The following is a 13,475-nucleotide window of genomic DNA, read 5'->3' on the forward strand; positions in this document are numbered from 1 at the left end:
TCCGTGGTGCATCGCAGTGCAGCGCGCCGATCAGAAATTGGCGCGGAACTGCGCACCGACGATGCGCGGATCGTTGATGAAGCCGGTGAGGTTGTTGAAGTCGATCGCACCGGTGGCGCGGATCTGGTTGGTGCAGTTGCGGCAGAACACCGACACCTCGTACGCGCCGGCATCCCAGTTGTAGCCGATCTTGGCGCCGCCTTCGAGCAGCGGCTGGCCGACGAACTCGCGCGAGTCGTACAGGAAGAAGTTGATCTCGCTGCGGTAGGACCAGTCGGTGTAGAAGAAGAACTCGGCGGCGTCGCCCACCGGGATGCCGTAGCGCAGCGTGGCATTGCCCATCCACTTGGCGGCCTGCGGCAGCACGTTGCCGTCGATGATGGCGTTGCCGGCGGCGTTGAGCGGATCGGTCACGGTGCAGGTGCGGCACACGCCGACCGACAGGGTCGGATCCTCGATGCGGGTCCAGTTGTACGCGCCGCCGAGGGTGACGCGCAGGTTCTGGGTGAGCAGCGCCTCGAAGTCGAACTCGGCGCCGCGCGCCTTGGACTTGTCGGCGTTGAGCAGGCGCACGTCGTTGGAGGTGCCGCCGACCGCGGTCAGCTGCTGGTTCTTCACCTGGAAATCGTAGATGTCGAAGCTGATCCGCGCGCGCTTGTCGAACAGGTCGGACTTGATGCCGATCTCGTAGGAGTCCACGGTCTCCGGCGCGGCCACGGTCAGCGGCGCGGTCGCCGACGGCACGCCGAAGCTGGCGCCGCGGAAACCGCGCGCGGCGCGGGCATAGACGTTGACGTCGTCGTTGATGGTGTAGGTCGCGCTGAGGTCGCCGGTGACCTTGGAGTTGTCGGTGCTGCCGGTGGACGGCTCGAGCAGGGTGACGCGGTCCAGCGCCAGCACGTCGAAGGTCTTCTTGTCGTAGGTGTAGCGGATGCCGGCGCGCAGGTCCAGGCGGTCGGTGGCCGCGTAGTTCAGCGAGCCGAACGCCGCCCACGAGGTGTTGCGCTGGCGGGTCAGCTGGTAGCTGCTGAGGGTGCCGCCGCCCAGGGTGTTGTAGGTGTAGTTCTCGCCTTCCACCGAATCGTGGAAGTAGTACAGGCCGGCCTGCCAGTTGAGCGGGCCGGCGTACTGCGACTCGGCGCGCAGCTCCTGCGAGTACTGGTCCAGGTTCTTGATGCCGCCGGCGGTTTCCACCGGGAACGCGATCACGCCCGGGCCGGACGGCGGCGCGAACACCGCGCCGTAGCCGCCGTCGATGTCGCCGCGGCTGTAGTACTTGCCGATGCCCTCGTAGCCGGTGATCGAGTGCAGCACGATGTCGCCCAGATCCCAGGTCAGGTTGGCGCTGCCGCCGTAGGTCTGCAGTTCCTGGGTGTTGCCGCCGTCGATGGAGACCTTGTCCGGATCGAAGCCATCGACCAGCTTGTTGCTGCCCGGCTGGAAGATGTTGGCGCGGAACAGCCGCGCGGTGCCGTCGAGATGGCGCGCATGCGCGTTGAACAGCGCGCTGAAATCCTCGCCCGGCTGGAACAGCAGCTGCACCCGCACCGCCGAGTCGGTGTAGCCCTCGAACGAACGGTTGTCCACGGTGTTGTCGACCCAGTCGTCGCGGCGCTGGCCCAGCGCCGACACGCGCGCGGCCCACTTGTCGCCCATGGCGATGCTCAGGCCGGTTTCCATGGTCATGGTGCCGTAGGTGCCGTAGGACAGGCTGGCGTAGCCGTCGTTGGCGCCGATGGTCGGCTTGACCGAGTTGAACTTGACCACGCCGGCAGGCGTGTTGCGGCCGAACAGGGTGCCCTGCGGGCCGCGCAGCACTTCCAGGCTCTCCAGGTCGAAGATCGGGAAGCCCTTCAGGAATGCGTTCTCGGCGACCACGTCGTCGTACACCAGCGACACCGGCTGCGAGGCGTAGGTGTTGAAGTCGGTGTTGCCGTAGCCGCGGATGTAGAAGCGCGGGAACACGCGGCCGTTGGAGGATTCGACATTGAGGCTGGGCGCCTTGCCGGCCAGTACGCGCACGTCCGAGCCGCTGGTGGCGATCGCGTCCAGGTATTCCGGGCGCAGCACGCTGGCGGAGATCGGCACGTCCTTGGAATCTTCCGCGCGCCGTTCGGCGGTGACCTTGACCGTGTCCAGGCGGGCGACCCCGTCCGTGCTGTCCGTCTGCTGGGCGGCGGCGGAGAACGAAAGGGCGGAAACGACGGCGACGGCAAGTGCGCTGGTGCGCAACGACCAACTGGCGGACATGGGGACTCCGGAGTGGAATGGGCAAGAGCGGGAAGGTGCGCGTCGCCGGCAAGCGATGCCGCGCCGCACCATAATTAACACAAAATACACATGTTGTGCATGTCCCGGTCGCCTAAACGTGTTAAGGCTGGACATCATGCAACGCACCGTCACAGGCGCCCTGCAGATGCACCGCTCTGCGAAGCCGCCTCTCCCGAACGTTCTTGAACTCGCGCTCCGGATTCCCGGTTCGCCGGCGCCCGTGCCCGCCGCGACGACCATGCAGCATCGCGCGGCTTCAGCCACGCCCGCTTACACGCGAAGTACGGTCGCGGCCGAAGCCGCCCCTACAAAAACAGGACCGGATTTGCGGTGCCATCGCGGCACGGCGATACCGCCGGTGCTGCCGGCTCAGCAGATGTCGCCCGGCACCCGCACCCAGCCGTCCATCAGCACCCGCGCGCTGCGGCTCATGCTCGCCTTGGTGACGCTCCACTGGCCGTCCGCCTGCTGCCGCGCTTCGGCGCCGACCCGCAAGGTGCCCGACGGGTGGCCGAAGCGCACCGCCTGGCGCGCGCCGCCGCCGGCCGCGCGGTTCACCAGCGTGCCGGGGATCGCCGCGGCGGTGCCGATCGCCACCGCGGCGGTGCCCATCATCGCGTGGTGCAGCTTGCCCATCGACATCGCCCGCGCCAGCAGGTCGATGTCGGCGGCGGCGACCGGCCTGCCGCTGGAGGCCACATAGTCGGCCGGCGGCGCGACGAAGGCGACCTTCGGCGTGTGCTGGCGTGTCGCCGCGTCTTCCAGCCTGGCGATCAGGCCGATGCGCAGCGCGCCGTAGGCGCGGATGGTCTCGAACCTGGCCAGCGCCTGCGCGTCGCCGTTGATCGCGTCCTGCAGTTCGGTGCCGCGGTAGCCCAGCGCCTGCGCGTCGAGGAAGATGGTCGGGATGCCGGCGTTGATCAGCGTCGCCTCGAAGCTGCCCACGCCCGGCACGTCCAGCGTATCGACCAGGTTGCCGGTGGGAAACATCGCCCCGTCCGCGCCGTCCTCGTCCGCGGCCGGATCGAGGAAGTCGAGCTGGATCTCGGCGGCCGGGAAGGTCACCCCGTCCAGCTCGAAATCGCCGCTCTCCTGCACCGCGCCGGCCACGATCGGCACCTGCGCGAGGATGGTCTTGCCGATATTGGCCTGCCAGATCCGCACCGTGGCCGTGCCGTCGTGCGGAATGCGCGCGGCATCGACCAGCCCGGCGGCGATCGCGAACGGCCCCACCGCCGCCGACAGGTTGCCGCAGTTGCCGCTCCAGTCCACGAACGGGCGGTCGATCGCCACCTGGCCGAACAGGTAATCCACGTCGTGGTCCGCGCGCGCGCTCGGCGCCACGATCACCGTCTTGCTGGTGCTGGACGTCGCCCCGCCCATGCCGTCGATCTGCTTGGCATAGGGATCGGGACTGCCGATCACCCGCAGCAGCAGCGCATCGCGCGCCGCACCGGGCAACTGCGCGGCAGCGGGCAGATCCTGCAGGCGGAAGAACACGCCCTTGGACGTGCCGCCGCGCATGTAGGTGGCGGGAATGCGGAGTTGGGGAACGTGGGACATGGTGTTTTCCGATCGACGCGTACGCGGGAAGTGTCAGCGGTTGGCGGGAATCTCGGCCTCGACCAGCTGCGCCAGCAGGGTCAGCGACTCCTGCCAGCCGAGGTGGCAGAACTCCACCGGGATCTGTTCGGGGATGCCATCCTGGACGATGTCCAGCTCGGTGCCGCAGGCCAGCGTGCGCAGCCTGACCGTCACCATCATCTCGCCGGGCAGGGCCGGGTTGTCGAAGGTGTCGGTGTGGCGGATCAACGCGCCCGGCACCAGTTCCAGATAGGTGCCGCCGAAGGATTCGCTGGTGCCAGCGCCGAAATTGCTGAAGGAGATCCTGAAGCTGCCGCCCACGCGCGCATCCAGGGCATGCACGGTGGCGGTGTGGCCGTGCGGCGGCAGCCATTTGACCAGCGCCGCCGGTTCCAGGAACGCGCGGTAGATGCGCTCGGCCGGCGCGCGCAGGACGCGGTGCAGGCGGACGGTACCGGTGTTGGCCATGGTCGTTTCCTCAGTGGTGGACGGCATGCGCAGGATGGCACGCGGCCGATGACATGGACGAACCGATCAGGCCACCTTCGCCTGCTCGAGGAAATCCTGCGCGAAGCGTTGCAGCACGCCGCCGTGCGGCTTCGCCGAAGACATTCACATCGATTCCTGCATCCATGCCGGGATATCGCGCTGCGCATGCAGAACGCGCCAGAGATCGACATGCGTCTTGCGTTCGACATAGAAGATCAGATAGGGAAACCCGTTGAGCGGCCAGAAGCGCATGTCCTGCAGTTTCAACAGTGCGGCATGCCGGCTTGAGCCGATCGCTGGATGCCGCGCGATCGTCTTCGTCGCTGCTTCGAGCGCATCGGCGAACGCCAGCTCCAGCGCCACGCCACCTTGTTCGCCATACCACGCGGCGGCCTCGTCGGCATCCCGCCGCGCCAAGGGACGCCAGTACGCTGGCTTCACTTGGCGGCAGCCCGATCCCGCGCGCGCTTGCGCATCTTGTCGAAGAAGTCGGATTCCATCGCCGTGGCCGGCCCGGAATTCGCGCCGTCCAGCAGCAGCCCGCGCAGCGTTTCCACGTCGCGCTGCTTGCGGATCAACTCGCGCAGATATTCGCTGCTGGAGCCGTACGCATGTTTGGCAACCTGCTGGTCGACGAACTGCTTCAGTTCGTCGGGCAAGGAGATGTTCATGGTGGCCATAAGAACCCCAATGGCAAAGATTGCCAAAGTCTGCATCGCCCGGCTTGCGGTTGCAAGCCGGGGCCGATATCACGCCGGGAAGACGCGCAGCACATCACGCAGCGGAAGCCTCGAGGAAATCCTGCGCGAAGCGCTGCAGCACGCCGCCGGCCTCGTAGATCGCCAGTTCCTCTGCGGTGTCCAGGCGGCAGGTCACCGGCACTTCCACGCGGGTACCGTCGGCGCGGGCGATGGACAGGGTCAGCGTCGCGCCAGGGGTGCGCGCGCCGAGCACGTCGAACACCTCGCTGCCGTCGATGCCCAGGGTCTTGCGCGTGGTGCCGGGCCGGAATTCCAGCGGCAGCACGCCCATGCCGACCAGGTTGGTGCGGTGGATGCGCTCGAAGCCCTCGGCCACGATCGCCTCGACCCCGGCCAGGCGCACGCCCTTGGCCGCCCAGTCGCGCGAGGAGCCCTGCCCGTAGTCGGCGCCGGCGACGATCAGCAGCGGCTGCTTGCGCGCCATGTAGGTCTCGATCGCTTCCCACATGCGCAGCACCTGCCCGTCCGGTTCCAGCCGGGTCAGCGAACCGCGCTGCGGCTGGCCATCGACCACGGCCATTTCGTTGAGCAGTTGCGGATTGGCGAAGGTGGCGCGCTGCGCGGTGAGGTGATCGCCGCGATGGGTGGCGTAGGAATTGAAGTCCTCTTCCGGCACGCCCATCCGCGCCAGGTATTCGCCGGCCGCGCTGTCGGCCAGGATCGCGTTGGACGGCGACAGGTGGTCGGTGGTGATGTTGTCGCCGAGCACCGCCAGCGCGCGCATGCCGCGCAGCGTGCGCTCGCCGGCCAGCGCGCCTTCCCAGTACGGCGGGCGGCGGATGTAGGTGCTGTGCGGGCGCCAGGCGTACAGCGGGCTGACCGCGGCGCCGTGCTCCACGCGCACGTTGAACATCGGGTTGTAGACGCGGCGGAACTGCTCCGGCTTCACTGCCGCCGTCACCACCGCGTCGATCTCGGCGTCGCTGGGCCAGATGTCCTTCAGGCGCACGGCGTTGCCGGCGGCGTCCACGCCCAGCACGTCCTTCTCGATGTCGAAGCGCACGGTCCCGGCGATGGCGTAGGCGATCACCAGCGGCGGCGAGGCCAGGAAGGCCTGCTTGGCGTAGGGGTGGATGCGGCCGTCGAAGTTGCGGTTGCCCGACAGCACCGCGGTGGCGTACAGGTCGCGCTCGACGATCTCCTGCTGGATCGCCGGGTCCAGCGCGCCGCTCATGCCGTTGCAGGTGGTGCAGGCGAAGGCGACGATGCCGAATCCCAATGCTTCCAGCTCGGTCAGCAGGCCGGCTTCCTCCAGGTACAGCTGCACCGCCTTGGAGCCGGGCGCCAGCGAGGTCTTGACCCACGGCTTGCGTTGCAGCCCGCGCGCATTGGCGTTGCGCGCCAGCAGGCCGGCGGCGATGACGTTGCGCGGATTGGAGGTATTGGTGCAACTGGTGATGGCGGCGATGATCACCGCGCCGTCGGGCATCAGGCCCTGCGCCTGCTCGGCCTTGCCGACATCGAGCTTGGCCGCATCGGCGATGCCGCGCTCGGCCAGCTCGGCGGTGGCCACCCGCCGGTGCGGATTGCTCGGGCCGGCCATGTTGCGCACCACCGTGGACAGGTCGAAGCGCAGCACGCGCTCGTACTGCGCGGTCGCCAGCGCATCGGCCCATAGCCCGGCGGTACGGGCGTAGTGCTCCACCAGCGCGACCTGCGCGTCCTCGCGCCCGGTCAGGCGCAGGTAGTCGATGGTCTGCTGGTCGATGTAGAACATCGCCGCGGTGGCGCCGTATTCCGGGCACATGTTGGAAATGGTGGCGCGGTCGCCGATGGTGAGCGCGGCGGCGCCGCTGCCGAAGAATTCGAGATAGGCGCCGACCACGCGCTCCTTGCGCAGGAACTCGGTCAGCGCCAGCACCACGTCGGTGGCGGTGATGCCCGGCTGCGGCCTGCCGCTCAGCTCCACGCCGACGATGTCCGGCAGGCGCATCCACGAGGCGCGGCCGAGCATCACGTTCTCCGCTTCCAGCCCGCCGACGCCGATGGCGATCACGCCCAGCGCATCCACGTGCGGGGTGTGGCTGTCGGTGCCCACGCAGGTATCCGGGAAGGCGACGCCGTCCTGCACGCAGACCACCGGCGACATCTTCTCCAGGTTGATCTGGTGCATGATGCCGTTGCCCGGCGGGATCACGTCCACGTTCTGGAACGCCTGCTTGGTCCAGTCGATGAAGTGGAAACGGTCTTCGTTGCGGCGATCCTCGATGGCGCGGTTCTTCGCGAACGCCTGTGGATCGGTGCCGCCGCACTCCACCGCCAGCGAGTGATCGACGATCAGCTGCACCGGCACCACCGGATTGACCTTGGCCGGATCGCCACCCATGTCCGCGATCGCGTCGCGCAGCCCGGCCAGGTCCACCAGCGCGGTCTGGCCGAGGATGTCGTGGCACACCACGCGCGCCGGGAACCACGGGAAATCCAGGTCGCGGCGGCGTTCGATCAGCTGCATCAGCGAAGCGTCCAGCGTGGCCGGAGCGCAGCGCCGCACCAGGTTCTCGGCGAACACCCGCGAGGTGTACGGCAGCGTGGCGTAGGCCGCGGGCCGGAGCGCATCGACCGCGGCGCGCGCGTCGAAGTAATCCAGCGAAGTGCCGGGCAGGGAAGTGCGGTAGTGGCTGTTCATGGCTGGCTACGAAGTTAGAAAAGCAAAACAAAAACGAAGACGGGACTTCCTTCTCCCATCGGGAGAAGGTGCCCCGAAGGGGCGGATGAGGGTACGGGCGAAGCCTGGTGCGAATGAGAGTCCACATGGGGCGGATGAGGGTACGGGCGAAGCCCAATGCAACCAAACGTCGCGAGGCTGCGCCCGTACCCTCACCCCCGACCCCTCTCCCGCCGGGAGAGGGGAGCAATCAGCTGCGGCGATCGATCGGCACGAAGGTCCGGTCTTCCGGGCCGGTGTAGTTCGCGCTGGGGCGGATGATCTTGCCGTCGATGCGCTGCTCGATGATGTGCGCGCTCCAGCCGGCGGTGCGCGCGATCACGAACAGCGGGGTGAACATCGCGGTCGGCACGCCCATCATGTGGTAGCTGACCGCGCTGAACCAGTCCAGGTTCGGGAACATCTTCTTGATCTCCCACATCACCGCCTCCAGGCGCTCGGCGATGTCGTACATCTTGCGGCTGCCCTGCGCGTCGGACAGCTCGCGCGCCACGTCCTTGATCACCTGGTTGCGCGGGTCGGACACCGTGTACACCGGGTGGCCGAAACCGATGATCACTTCCTTGCGCTCGACCCGCGCGCGGATGTCCGCTTCCGCCTCGTCGGGCGTGTCGTAGCGCTTCTGCACCTCGAACGCGACCTCGTTGGCGCCGCCGTGCTTGGGCCCGCGCAGCGCGCCGATGCCGCCGGCGATGGCGCTGTGCATGTCGCTGCCGGTGCCGGCGATGACCCGGCAGGCGAAGGTGGACGCGTTGAACTCGTGCTCGGCGTACAGGATCAGGCTGGTGTGCATCGCCTGCACCCACTCCTCGTGCGGCTTGAAGCCGTGCAGCAGATGCAGGAAATGGCCGCCGATCGAATCGTCGTCGGTCTCCACCTCGATGCGCCGGCCGTTGTGGCTGTAGTGGTACCAGTACAGCAGCATCGAGCCCAGCGAGGCCATCAGCTTGTCGGCGATGTCGCGCGCGCCGGGATGGTTGTGGTCGTCCTTCTCCGGCTGCACGCAGCCCAGCACCGACACGCCGGTGCGCATCACGTCCATCGGATGCGCCGACGGCGGCAGCTGCTCCAGCGCCGCCTTGACCGCGGCCGGCACCCCGCGCAGCGAGCGCAGCTTGGCCTTGTAGCCGCGCAGCTCGCTGTTGCTGGGCAGCTTGCCGTGCACCAGCAGGTAGGCGATCTCCTCGAACTGGCTGCTGCGCGCCAGGTCCAGGATGTCGTAGCCGCGGTAATGCAGGTCGTTGCCGCTGCGGCCCACCGTGCACAGCGCGGTGTTGCCGGCGGCGGTACCGGACAGGGCCACCGATTTCTTCGGCTTGAAGGGCGTGGCGGTGGATGCGGCGGTCGTGTCGTTCATTGCAATCTCCCGGAGGTTCGCGGTCGTGTCGGCGCGGGCAATCAGCGCACGGAGGCGTCCGGCGACAGGCCGCCGGCGCGCTCGAGCAATTGCTGCAGCATGGCGATCTGGCGGTTCTGCAGGTCGACCAGTGTCGCCCAGTCCTGCTCGCGCAGCTGGTTGAGCTTCTCGTGCACCTGCAGGATCTCCAGCTCGGATTTGATGTTCACTTCGTAATCGTTCTGCGCGCGCAGGCGGTCCACCGCGGCCTGGCGGTTCTGGCTCATCATGATCACCGGCGCCTGGATCGCGGCCAGGCACGACAGGCACAGGTTGAGCAGGATGTAGGGATACGGATCGAAGGCATGCGCCAGCACCAGGCTGTTGAGCGCGATCCACGCCAGCAGCACCAGGCCGAAGCCGATGATGAAGCTCCAGCTGCCGCCGATCTCGGCCACGCGATCGGCGATGCGCTCGCCCAGCGTGCGGTCGCGGTCGGCCTGCTTGACGATGTCGCGCGCCACGTGGCGCTTGGCGATGAAGCGCTCCACCACCTCGCGCTCGGCATCGGGCAGTTTCTCCAGCTCGGTCTGCAGCAGTTGCCGCGCGGTCTGGCGGCGATCGATGCGGCCGTGCGGCGATGTGGTGCCGGCGTGGGTGTTCATGGACGTGCTCGGGCAAGGGAACCGGCGTGGATCATGCGCCCTTGCCGGCGAACAGGGCGTCCAGGCGCTGCTCGAAGGCGTGGTAGCCGATGCGTTCGTACAGCTCCTCGCGGGTCTGCATCGTGTCCACCACGTTGTGCTGGTGGCCGTCGCGACGGATCGCCGCATACACCGCCTCGGCGGCCTTGTTGGCGGCACGGAACGCCGACAGCGGGAACAGCTGGATCGCCACCCCGGCCGATGCCAGTTCCTCGCGGCTGAACAGCGGGGTCTTGCCGAATTCGGTGATGTTGGCCAGCACCGGCACCTTCACCGCCTCGACGAAACGGCGGTAGGTGTCCAGGTCGTAGGCGGCCTCGGCGAAGATGCCGTCGGCGCCGGCGTCCACGCAGGCGATGGCGCGCTCGATCGCCGCGTCCACGCCATCCACCTGGATCGCGTCGGTGCGCGCGATCAAAAAGAACTCGGCATCGGTCCTGGCATCGGCGGCGGCCTTGACCCGGTCGGCCATCTCGGCCTGGCTCACGATCTCCTTGCCGGGCCGGTGGCCGCAGCGCTTGGCCCCGACCTGGTCCTCGAGATGGCAGGCGGCCGCGCCGGCCTTGATCAGCGACTTGATGCTGCGCTCGATGTTGAACGCGCTCGGGCCGAAGCCGGTGTCGATGTCCACCAGCAGCGGCAGGTCGCACACGTCGGTGATGCGGCGCACGTCGATCAGCACGTCGTCCAGGGTGTTGATGCCCAGGTCCGGCAGGCCCAGCGACCCGGCGGCGACGCCGCCGCCGGACAGATAGATGGCCCGGTAGCCGGCGCGTTGCGCCAGCAGCGCGTGGTTGGCGTTGATCGCGCCGATCACCTGCAGCGGCGATTCGGCGGCCAGCGCGGCGCGGAAACGGGCACCGGCGGAAACGTGCGACATGGCGAACTCCTGAGCGAGGGCGGCGGCCCGCACGGCCGTTCCGCGATGGGCGCCAATCTGGCACCATCGCCCGGGCCGATCAATCTTGATTCAATGAATCAACCTATCAGCGGATCCCCATGTCCCCCGAAGCCGACCGCCACCTGATCTCCGCCGCCGAGGCCTGCGCCCTGCTCGGCATCAGCAGCGCCACGCTCTACGCCTACGTGAGCCGCGGCCTGCTCGGCTCGCGCGCCGGGGCCGACCATCGCAGCCGCGCCTACCTGCGCGCGGAAGTGGAACGGCTGGCGCAGCGCAAGCGCGTCGGCCGCGGCGCCGCGCGCGGTGCCGCGCAGAGCCTGGACCGCGGCCTGCCGGTGCTGGAGACGCGCATCTCGCTGATCCGGCCCGACAGCCCCTACTACCGCGGGCGCTCGGCGGTCGCCGCGGTGCGCGAGGGCGCCGGCCTGGAGGACATCGCGCGGCTGCTGTGGGAGTGCCTGGACGAAGACCCGTTCGCCGCGGCCCCGGTCGCGCCATGGCCGCAACGGGTGGCGCCGCTGGCCGGCGACATCACGCTGCCGCCGCTGGAGCGTGCCATGGCCTGCATTCCACTGCTGGCCCTGGAGCTGCGCCAACCGCTCAACGCCGCGCCGACCGTGCGCCGCGAGATCGCCGCCACCCTGCTGCGGCAGAACGCCGCGCTGCTGGTCGGCACCCAGCCGGACACCCGGCCGGTGCATCGCCTGATCGCCGACCGCTGGCGCCCGGGCGATGCCGACTTCGCCGAACTGGTGCGCGCCACCCTGGTGCTGTGCGCCGATCACGAACTCAACGTCTCCGCCTTCGCCGCGCGCGTGGTCGCCTCCACCGGCGCACCGCTGCACGCCACCGTCAGCGCCGGCCTGGCCGCGCTGTCCGGCCCGCGCCACGGCGGCGCCACCGCGCGCGCCCACGCGCTGCTGCGCGACGCCCAGGACGCCGCCGACCCGGCCGCCTTCATCGCCGAACGCTGGCAGCGCGGCGACGACCTGCCCGGCTTCCACCATGCGCTGTACCCGGACGGCGACCCGCGCGCGGCCGAAGTGTTGCGCCTGCTGCGCGAGCGCTGTGGCCAGCATCCGCAGATGCGGCATGTGGAAACGGTGCTCGCCGCGGCGCAGGACTGCAGCGGCCAGGCGCCCAACATCGACGGCATGCTCGCGGCGATCTGCCTGGTCCACGACCTGCCCGCCGCCCACGCCCTGGTCCTGTTCGCCGCCGCGCGGCTGTCCGGCTGGCTGGCGCATGCGCTGGAGCAGCAGGCGCTGGGCAAGCTGATCCGCCCGCGCGCGCGCTATGCCGGGGTCATGCCCGAGGGCGCGGCGCCGGGCTGAGGGCGGCAGCTTGCGTGGCGAACGCCGCATCGGCGGCAGCGGCGTCCATTGCGCATGTCCTGCTGTTGCTGCGGCGGCAATCCGCATCGCAGACCGCCCCCTCGCACCGCAGAAAAAGGGCTGACCGGATTCAGTGAACCGCGTCGCCAAATCGACCGCGAAGGTGTACAAATGTACACCATGGATACCCTCTCCCCCCAGCGCGCCGCCATCCTCGCCTACGTCCACGACTGCGCCGAGCAGGCCGGACGGCCGCCGAGCCTGGCCGAGATCGCCAAGCGCTTCGGCTTCGCCTCGCGCAACGCGGCGCGCAAGCACGTGCAGGCGCTCATCGAGGCCGGGCTGCTGGAGCATGTGCCGCAGCAGGCGCGCAGCCTGCGCCCGGTGCAGGCGACGACGCGCAGCGCGCTGCTGCGGCTGCCGGTGCTGGGCCGGGTCGCCGCCGGCGCGCCGATCGGCGCCAATATCGGTTTGGACCAGCAGTTGCGGCTGGACCGCGCCGTGTTCGCGCTGCGTCCGGACTACCTGCTGCGCGTGCAGGGCGATTCGATGATCGACGACGGCATCCTCGACGGCGACCTGGTCGGGATACGCCGCGCCAGCGATGCGCGGGACGGCCAGATCGTGGTGGCGCGGCTGGACGGCGAACTCACCATCAAGCGCTACCGGCACGACGGCGCACGCATCCAGCTGCTGCCGCGCAATCCGGCCTATGCGCCGATCGTGGTGCAGCCGGGGCAGGACTTCGCCATCGAAGGCCATTACTGCGGGCTGATCCGGCAAGGCTGATGGCGGCCGTCGTCGCCCTCGACCGCCTGCTGGCCGAACGCCGGGTCTGGCGCGGCCAGCCGACCACGCTGCCGCCCAGCGCGCAGCCCACCGGCCATGCCGCGCTCGATGCCGTGCTGCCGGCGCGCGGTTGGCCGGAGATGGCGCTGACCGAACTGCTGCACGCCGCCGACGGCATCGGCGAACTGCAGCTGCTGTGGCCGACGCTGGCGCGGCTGTCGCAGGGCGGCGGCCGCATCGTGCTGGTCGACCCGCCCTATCTGCCCTACCCCGGCGCCTGGGAACAGGCCGGGGTGGCGCTGCCGCAGCTGCAGATCGTGCGTGCCGGCGCCGATGCGGCCTGGGCCGCCGAACAATGCCTGCGTTCGGGCAGCTGCGCAGCGGTGCTGTGCTGGCCGGCGCAGGCCAACGACAAGACCCTGCGCCGGCTGCAGGTGGCGGCCGAGACCGGGCGCGCGCTGGGCTTCGCCTATCGGCCGTTGAAGGCCGCGGCCAATCCGTCGCCGGCCGCGCTGCGCATCGCCATCGATGCCGCACCGGCGCAGCTGCGCGTGCTCAAGTGCCGCGGCGGCACGCCGCCGGCGCGCGCCATCGCGCTGTCCGCGTTGGCCACGCCAGCGTCGGCCTCGGCTTGAGGCCGC

Annotated in this window: 12 protein-coding genes; 3 read left to right on the top strand and 9 right to left on the bottom strand. The window is 69.4% G+C overall.

The annotated features are described in order from the left end of the window. Positions 1-30: 30 nt before the first annotated feature. The 9 genes from NRY95_16230 to prpB all read right to left on the bottom strand — a co-directional run bounded on the left by NRY95_16230 (position 31) and on the right by prpB (position 10,690). The gene (locus NRY95_16230; protein UYC15262.1) at positions 31-2,250 is read right to left on the bottom strand and encodes a TonB-dependent receptor; all 2,220 of its coding nucleotides are present in this window, start codon (positions 2,248-2,250) and stop codon (positions 31-33) included. A gap of 390 nt (positions 2,251-2,640) precedes the next feature. Then, positions 2,641-3,834 carry a 2-methylaconitate cis-trans isomerase PrpF gene (gene prpF / locus NRY95_16235; protein UYC15263.1) on the bottom strand — a complete coding sequence of 398 codons (1,194 nt, stop codon included), beginning with the start codon at positions 3,832-3,834 and terminating at the stop codon, positions 2,641-2,643. A gap of 33 nt (positions 3,835-3,867) precedes the next feature. Continuing rightward, a complete protein-coding gene (locus NRY95_16240; protein UYC15264.1) occupies positions 3,868-4,350 on the bottom strand; it encodes an SRPBCC family protein in 483 nt (160 codons plus the stop codon). Between the two features lie 117 nt (positions 4,351-4,467). Continuing rightward, positions 4,468-4,785 carry a type II toxin-antitoxin system RelE/ParE family toxin gene (locus tag NRY95_16245; protein ID UYC15265.1) on the bottom strand — a complete coding sequence of 106 codons (318 nt, stop codon included), beginning with the start codon at positions 4,783-4,785 and terminating at the stop codon, positions 4,468-4,470. Then, positions 4,782-5,024: a type II toxin-antitoxin system ParD family antitoxin gene (locus tag NRY95_16250; protein ID UYC18606.1), complete on the bottom strand. Its 243-nt coding sequence runs from the start codon at positions 5,022-5,024 to the stop codon at positions 4,782-4,784. The genes NRY95_16245 and NRY95_16250 overlap by 4 nt, the downstream gene beginning before the upstream one ends. A 94-nt stretch (positions 5,025-5,118) precedes the next feature. After that, positions 5,119-7,731, bottom strand: a complete 2,613-nt coding sequence (gene acnD, locus NRY95_16255) for a Fe/S-dependent 2-methylisocitrate dehydratase AcnD (protein UYC15266.1) — start codon at positions 7,729-7,731, stop codon at positions 5,119-5,121. Positions 7,732-7,960: 229 nt separating this feature from the next. Continuing rightward, a complete protein-coding gene (prpC, locus tag NRY95_16260; GenBank protein UYC15267.1) occupies positions 7,961-9,127 on the bottom strand; it encodes a 2-methylcitrate synthase in 1,167 nt (388 codons plus the stop codon). Positions 9,128-9,168: 41 nt separating this feature from the next. Beyond that, positions 9,169-9,771, bottom strand: coding sequence for a DUF1003 domain-containing protein (locus NRY95_16265; GenBank protein ID UYC15268.1), 603 nt, complete (start codon positions 9,769-9,771; stop codon positions 9,169-9,171). Positions 9,772-9,802: 31 nt separating this feature from the next. Continuing rightward, positions 9,803-10,690: a methylisocitrate lyase gene (gene prpB / locus NRY95_16270; GenBank protein ID UYC15269.1), complete on the bottom strand. Its 888-nt coding sequence runs from the start codon at positions 10,688-10,690 to the stop codon at positions 9,803-9,805. A gap of 119 nt (positions 10,691-10,809) precedes the next feature. On the opposite strand from prpB, the gene NRY95_16275 reads away from it, so the two are divergent. The 3 genes from NRY95_16275 (at position 10,810) to imuA (ending at position 13,469) form a co-directional block, all read left to right on the top strand. Then, the gene (locus tag NRY95_16275; protein ID UYC15270.1) at positions 10,810-12,045 is read left to right on the top strand and encodes a citrate synthase family protein; all 1,236 of its coding nucleotides are present in this window, start codon (positions 10,810-10,812) and stop codon (positions 12,043-12,045) included. A gap of 180 nt (positions 12,046-12,225) precedes the next feature. Then, positions 12,226-12,834: a transcriptional repressor LexA gene (gene lexA, locus NRY95_16280; GenBank protein ID UYC15271.1), complete on the top strand. Its 609-nt coding sequence runs from the start codon at positions 12,226-12,228 to the stop codon at positions 12,832-12,834. Next, positions 12,834-13,469, top strand: a complete 636-nt coding sequence (imuA, locus tag NRY95_16285; protein UYC15272.1) for a translesion DNA synthesis-associated protein ImuA — start codon at positions 12,834-12,836, stop codon at positions 13,467-13,469. The genes lexA and imuA overlap by 1 nt, the downstream gene beginning before the upstream one ends. The last annotated feature ends 6 nt before the right edge of the window (positions 13,470-13,475 follow it).

Origin of the sequence: Xanthomonas campestris pv. phormiicola, from assembly GCA_025666215.1 — a bacterium.
GTDB lineage: Bacteria > Pseudomonadota > Gammaproteobacteria > Xanthomonadales > Xanthomonadaceae > Xanthomonas_A > Xanthomonas_A campestris_A.